The 5,238-nt window shown below is 58.0% G+C and carries 5 protein-coding genes and 2 pseudogenes; 4 read left to right on the top strand and 3 right to left on the bottom strand.

Features of this window, described 5'->3' with window-relative positions; all coding sequences use genetic code 11:
* From WB528_RS12385 to WB528_RS12375, 3 genes and pseudogenes are all read right to left on the bottom strand, one after another.
* Nucleotides 1–559, bottom strand: a pseudogene (locus WB528_RS12385) (hypothetical protein); the annotation flags it as partial.
* Nucleotides 560–644: 85 nt separating this feature from the next.
* Nucleotides 645–1,418 carry a queuosine precursor transporter gene (locus tag WB528_RS12380; RefSeq protein WP_423888702.1) on the bottom strand — a complete coding sequence of 258 codons (774 nt, stop codon included), beginning with the start codon at nucleotides 1,416–1,418 and terminating at the stop codon, nucleotides 645–647.
* Between the two features lie 22 nt (nucleotides 1,419–1,440).
* Nucleotides 1,441–1,689, bottom strand: a complete 249-nt coding sequence (locus tag WB528_RS12375) for a hypothetical protein (RefSeq protein WP_423888701.1) — start codon at nucleotides 1,687–1,689, stop codon at nucleotides 1,441–1,443.
* Nucleotides 1,690–1,794: 105 nt separating this feature from the next.
* Between WB528_RS12375 and WB528_RS12370 the strand changes: the two genes are divergently transcribed.
* The 4 genes and pseudogenes from WB528_RS12370 to WB528_RS12355 form a co-directional block, all read left to right on the top strand.
* Nucleotides 1,795–2,586, top strand: coding sequence for an SDR family NAD(P)-dependent oxidoreductase (locus WB528_RS12370; RefSeq protein ID WP_423888700.1), 792 nt, complete (start codon nucleotides 1,795–1,797; stop codon nucleotides 2,584–2,586).
* Nucleotides 2,587–2,600: 14 nt separating this feature from the next.
* The gene (gene allB, locus WB528_RS12365; protein WP_423888699.1) at nucleotides 2,601–4,040 is read left to right on the top strand and encodes an allantoinase AllB; all 1,440 of its coding nucleotides are present in this window, start codon (nucleotides 2,601–2,603) and stop codon (nucleotides 4,038–4,040) included.
* Between the two features lie 35 nt (nucleotides 4,041–4,075).
* Nucleotides 4,076–4,837: a GntR family transcriptional regulator gene (locus WB528_RS12360; RefSeq protein ID WP_423888698.1), complete on the top strand. Its 762-nt coding sequence runs from the start codon at nucleotides 4,076–4,078 to the stop codon at nucleotides 4,835–4,837.
* A gap of 155 nt (nucleotides 4,838–4,992) precedes the next feature.
* A pseudogene (locus tag WB528_RS12355) lies at nucleotides 4,993–5,238 on the top strand (oxalate/formate MFS antiporter); the annotation flags it as partial.

Genomic DNA, 5,238 nt, shown 5'->3' with positions numbered 1-5,238 from the left:
GGGTCAGATATCGCTTTTCCAATATCAGGTGAATGCCCTTGTTGCCGTTGACGACCTGAGTGACACGTAAATCGCCAGCCAGACTGAGCAGGGTATATGCCTGATATCGATCGATTCCGGTACGCTTGCAAACGAGATCGAGCATTTGGCGCACCGCGGTCACTACGCAATCGTCGAGGTCTGGATCGAAGGCCATGGTGATCATGTGGGTCGGCGTCTCGGCGAGCGGCCATTCGAGCCTGAGGTCATCGCGAACCGTCAGACGGAAGGTGCCGACAAGGCCGGTTTCCGCCGCCGTGACGCATACTTCGCCATCCCCTTGCGCCCCGTGATTTGCGGGCAAGGCCGCCGGAATGAGAAACGGCTCCGGCGGCAAGAGCTCCGGTGAACCCGACACAGTCGAGATCACGACGCGCTCGCCACTGTCCACGGTAAGGACAGGAGTGAGCCTGGCGTCGAAATACCCCCAATGGACGGTGTCCGGGCCCGCGTCCACTCGCGCGATTTTAGCCTTTTCGTCCATACGCGTGTTCTTTTTCAGCTTAACGTCCAGCTTCAAGCCAAGACGCCAAGGAGAGTCGACCAACAGGACGATGGCCCGTTTGGCTTGGCGACTTGAGCGGTCGCGTCAGATTTGTTCCGCTCTAGGTCGCACTCGCCGGAGATGCCAGCTCCGTCCCGTTGTGAACCAGCAGCCCGCGGGCCTTCATTTCACGTAATCCGTACAGGAAGCCGAGTTCGAGGAATGAATCGATGAATTTGAACAGGATCTGGACGGCGACCATGTTGACCAGCACATGGATCGGCAGAACGAACGCGAATGCGGCAATCACAAACAGAAGCGAATTGACGAACATCGAAACCACGTTCGCGCTCACCGCCCGCAGCCACAGCATCCCGTCTCCCGTTCGAGAGCGCACGACGTCGTAGACATAAACCATGACGAGTCCGGTAATCCACGTTGCGAAAATGCTCGCGGCGGCGATACGAGGAACGATCTTGTTTAGATTCAGGAATTCAGAGTGGTTCTGCTCGTAGCCGGTAGCGGTGGGAAGAAGAAACAGGAATCCCAGAACGATAGAGGTCACGACACGGCAGACGAGCTGGGCATTGACAGAAGTGCGCGAGATCTTGAGGCCGTAAAACTCGTTCAGGTAATTCGCTCCAAGCTCGATCGTCGGATAGATCAGCGACCCGGCGATCGTAATGAAGGTCACTCCCCCGATTGTAAGTCCGACAAATTGCGCGGACGTAAAAGAAATCAGGATTTGAAAGGCGCATTGAAGGCCGACGATCCACAAGACGGCGTGTTCGCGGCCAAATATCTCGGCGACGATGATGCCGATTCCGACGGAAGCGAAGCAGAAGCAGATCGCGCCGACGATCCAAGCAAGACCAACCCAGTCACTGAAGACCATAACACCCTCGCTGTTTCAAGCTTCAGATTGAAAGATCAGGCGCGGCGTTCTCCGGACATTTTCTTGAAACCCCGGAGCTTCCGAAGCCAAAGCCCGCATCGTTGCGCCGGCGGCCAGCCCCATTACCGATGACAAAGGATAGATAAAAACTTTTTGATAGCAACAATAATTTCGAAAATTTCGATAATGTCGAATTATTGAGCAGTGGACGAACCTTTTTTGTGCAGCGCATTGGGGGGATGACGAGGGGAAAACCAGAAATATCGTACATTCCGAAAAATTTCGAAAATTCTTGACTCAGGTCCGGACCGGCTTCTAACTATTTGCTGTATTCGCCTCTCGGTGATCTCAACCCAGGCCAATCATTGGAACTCCCATGGATTTGAACCTTGCAGGGCGCGTTGCATTCATTACCGGGCCGGCCAAGGGCATGGGGGCCGCAATCACCCGAAGCTTCGCAGATGAGGGGTGCCGCCTCGTCCTCGTCGGACGTGACGTTGCCGCCATCGAACCTATTGCCGAAGAAGTGCAAGCTTCCGGCAGGGAGGCGATCGTCGTTCGTTGTGACCTGATCGATGCACCGCAATGCGACGAGGCAGCGAAGGCCGCGGTTGCGCGGTTCGGCCGGATCGACATTCTCGTCAACGTTGCCGGCGGGTCGGGGCCGGTAGGGAAGAGTGGCGTGGAAACGACTCCCGAGGAATTCGAGGAAATCGTCCGGCTAAATGTGAACGGCTGTTTTCATACGATGCGCGCGGTCCTGCCGGCGATGATCAAGCAGCGGTATGGAAAAATCGTCAATGTCGGCGGCACCTTCGGGATGCGCGGGAGGGCGGGACGAGTGTCCTATTCGGCGTCCAAATGGGGCCTGCGCGGGGTCACGAAAAGCTTCGCCCTTGAAGTCGGGCAACACAACATCAACGTCAATTATGTCGCGCCCGGCATGGTGGACGGACCCCGCTTTCGCGACAAGGTTTGCGCCGATATGGCGCGGCGGCTGAACATTACTCCGGAAGAAGCCGCGGAACGGCACGCGCAGGACTATGCGTTGAGACGTATTACGGTCGATCAGGATATCGCCAATGCGTGCCTCTTTATGGCGAGCGATGTCTCGCGACAGATTACCGGCGCTGACCTTCCCGTCGACGGCGGATGGGCAATGCTTTGAGAAGTGAGGCTGTCATGGAAACGATCGCAGATCTTGTCATCCACAATGGTACGGTTGTCTCCGCTGATACCACCTACGCCGCGAGCCTTGCGGTCAAGGACGGCGTTATCATAGCGATTGGCGACGCAAAGGCGATGCCCGCCGCCAAGGATACGTTGGATGCGAAGGGGTTGCATCTGTTGCCCGGGGCGATCGACGATCATGTTCATTTCCGCGATCCCGGCTATCCACACAAGGAGGACTTCGCTTCGGGAACCCTCGCCGCTGCGTTCGGCGGTGTCACGACGGTCTTCGACATGCCCAACACCCTTCCGACGGTCGATAGCGGCGAAGTGCTTGCGGCAAAACTCGCAATGGCTGCGCAAAAGGCGCATGTCGATTTCGGTCTGTACGCCGTCCTCGGTGCGACTTCGATCGAGCGAGTGCCCGAATTGGTGGAAGTCGGTGCGATCGGCTTCAAACTTTATATGGGCAATACGTTCGGCCGCATTCCTTCTCCGTCCACGGGCGAGATGCTGGAAGGTTTTGAGGCCGTTGCGCCCACCGGAAAGCGCATATCGCTTCACGCCGAGACGAATTCGATCATGGAGCGCCGGGAAGGAAAGCTGCGGGCAGCCGGCTATTCCGCGGCGCTCGACCACCTCGCCTCCCGACCGGAGGTGGTTGCGATCGAAGCCGTTGCCCGGGCCGCCATCCTCGCTGAGTGGACCGGCGCGCGGATCAACATCCTTCACATATCCTCGGCCGGAGAGTTACGGCCTCTCCGCGAAGCCAAGGCGCGGGGCGTCGACATTACCGGTGAGACCTGCCCGCACTATCTGATGTTGTCTTCCGAAGACTATGCGCGATGCAGTGGGGTCATTCGCGTCAATCCTCCCGTGCGGGAAGCGCGGAATCAGGAGCCTCTCTGGGCGGCGCTTCTGGACGGTACGATCGATGTTATCGCGACCGACCACGCGCCGCACTCCCAGGAAGAAAAGACGCGTAACGACATCTGGACGGTGGATGCCGGATTCCTTGGCGTCGAAATCCAGATGCCGCTGATGCTGACGGAGATCGCGCGGGGCCGCGCCTCGATCTGCGATTACGTCCGGTGGAGCGCGGTCAATCCCGCGAAGATCTGGGGCCTCTATCCCCGGAAAGGCGTCCTTCAGGTTGGCGCCGATGCCGATATCGCCATCGTCGATCTCAAGCGAAACTGGACGGTCAAGGATGCGGAGTTGCACTCGACGTCGAAAATATCGCCGTGGGACGGACGCAAAGTGCAAGGACTTCCTGTCCACACGATCGTACGCGGCCGGTTCGTGGTGAAAGACCGGACCCTTCAGGCCGGCACGCGAGGGTGGGGCCGATCGGTCCATACGATCCAGAACATGCCGAAACCTGTGCCCCTCAACGTGAATCAGACGACTGCTGCGATGCTTCAAAAGACGCGCCACGAGGCCTCCGCCTGACCGGCGGAGGCTCGCTGGGTTCGAGGATTTTCCAAATGAAAATAGACCAGGGCGATTTGGCCTTCATGCCTCAATCGGACGAGACACGATTGAGGACCCTCGGTGACGAGATCTTCGAGCGATTAAGGGCCGACATCATCAGCTCTCGTCTGGCGCCCGGAAAAAAACTGCGCTTTCACGACCTGCGAGATACCTACGGCGTAGGAGTCAGTCCGCTTCGGGAGGCGCTCTCGCGTTTGGCCGAGAACCGATTGGTTGTTGCGACCAGTCAGCGTGGATTCCACGTCTCCGAGGTTTCGGTCGAAAATATTACCGACGTTTCAATGGTCAGAAGGCACGTGGACGGCCTGGCCCTGCGCCTGTCCATTCAATCCGGCGACGACAGTTGGGAGGGCGAATTGCTTTCGGCGCGTCACAAGCTGGCGCTGCTCGAACGAGCCGGCAGCGATGTCGCCCAGGATTTGTGGGAACGACGCCACAGGGAGTTTCACTACACGCTGATCGCGGCCTGCGGTTCGCCGTGTCTGCTGCATCTTCACGGTATTCTGAACGATCAGTTCGATCGATACCGGCGCTTGTCCGCCAAAACAGCCCAGCGAAGTGGCCCGAGGGCCTTGATGCATAAACAGATACTTGAAGCCGCTCTCGCGCGTAAGGCGGACAAGGCGGTGAAGCTTCTTGAAAATCATATTTCGGAGGCGACGAAATGGATTGTCGCGGGCCTGCGCGTGCAACCTGCGTCAGACAAGGGGTCTATTCGCCCGGGAAAAAAATCCAGGACAAAAGCGAGAGCGTAACCGAGGTTTAAGCGAGAGCAGGGGTTTTTGCTGCGAGTCATCCCGGCGATCGTGCGCAAGTCCGCAATCAGAAAAAGCTACGAGGGCATAACCAGACGACCAACAATCAAGAGCGAGTTCAACAGATAACACATCCAGACAAGGGGAGGATTGCAATGTCCGCAACAGCCGGAGTGGAAGCGCGCACTGAGTTTGCCGTTGCGAAGAACCGCTGGGTTCAGCTGGTGACTGGCGTGATCTGTATGGCGGCCGTTGCGAATATCCAGTACTCGTGGACTCTCTTCGTTCCTGAGATCGTAAAGACGTTCGGATGGTCTCGCGCATCGGTCCAGGCCTCGTTCACGGTCTTCATCGTCACGCAGGTACTGTCCACTCCGGTCGTGGGATACTTGATCGACCGC

Source organism: Bradyrhizobium sp., assembly GCF_049586575.1.
In the GTDB taxonomy this organism is placed as follows: Bacteria; Pseudomonadota; Alphaproteobacteria; order Rhizobiales; family Xanthobacteraceae; genus Bradyrhizobium.
The sequence above is the reverse complement of the archived record's forward strand: the minus strand, read 5'-3'. Positions and strand labels throughout refer to the sequence as shown.